The 712-nt window shown below is 63.3% G+C and carries 2 protein-coding genes; both read left to right on the top strand.

Translation table 11 applies throughout. From position 1 onward, the window contains the following. Positions 1-112: 112 nt before the first annotated feature. Entirely contained in the window at positions 113-385 is a 273-nt protein-coding gene (locus AC1D15_RS35670; protein ID WP_465110922.1) for a hypothetical protein, read from the top strand. A gap of 231 nt (positions 386-616) precedes the next feature. After that, positions 617-712: cold-shock protein (locus AC1D15_RS35675; protein ID WP_477829810.1), on the top strand; the 96-nt coding region annotated here is incomplete at its 3' end.

A 712-nucleotide genomic window follows, 5' to 3' on the forward strand; every position in this document is an offset into this window, starting at 1 on the left:
TGGCGAGCCCGCGGCGGGCAAATCTCCTTGAAATCGTCACAGGTATGTCGGATCGCGGTGGTACTGTCGGAGTGTTCGCCGTTCAAAGTCGTTCCCGAAAGGCCTCATGAGCATGACCCGTTCCGCGCCTCGCCGACCCTCGACCGATGCGCCCGCCGTCTTCAAGGCGCCCCCCGCGACCCCCGCGGCTCTCAAACGACAGGCGCTGCGCAATGCCTTGCTCGGCACGGTGGAGCTGCTGCAGCACCGGCAGGCGGAACAGATCAATGCGAAGCTGATCGACGAGTACGTGGCACTCGACTGGTTCGAGTGGCGTGGCGGCTCGCTGCAGATCACGCTGACGGGCGAGAACATCTGCAAGCAGATCCGCAGCGGCCTCGTCTGAAGGCGTGATGCCCGGTGCGTTCGCATAGCCCAGCAGGGCTTTGCCGGCGGGCCGTTTCCGGCCAGGGCGTACCATGCGCCCGGTAGGCATGCATAAGACCGTCTTTCAGCAAGTCCTCATCCCTCGTTCCCGGGCCTGTTCCGGGGATGCCGGTTGACAGTCCCATCGTTGATTTTCTTGGCGTCTCTGCACTGCGCAGCATGTGCTGCGCATGACTCGAAAGGAATCGACATGACGACTCAAACGCAAACCGGCACCGTGAAGTGGTTCGACGAAGGCAAGGGCTTCGGCTTCATCACGCCGGACGGCGGCGGCAAGGACCTGTTC

It is taken from the genome of Rhizobacter sp. P2_H2, assembly GCF_056403375.1.

Coding starts and splice junctions, on each gene's coding strand:
- AC1D15_RS35670 (WP_465110922.1), top strand. CDS start 113: ATGACCCGTTCCGCGCCTCGCCGACCCTCGACCGATGCGCCCGCCGTC.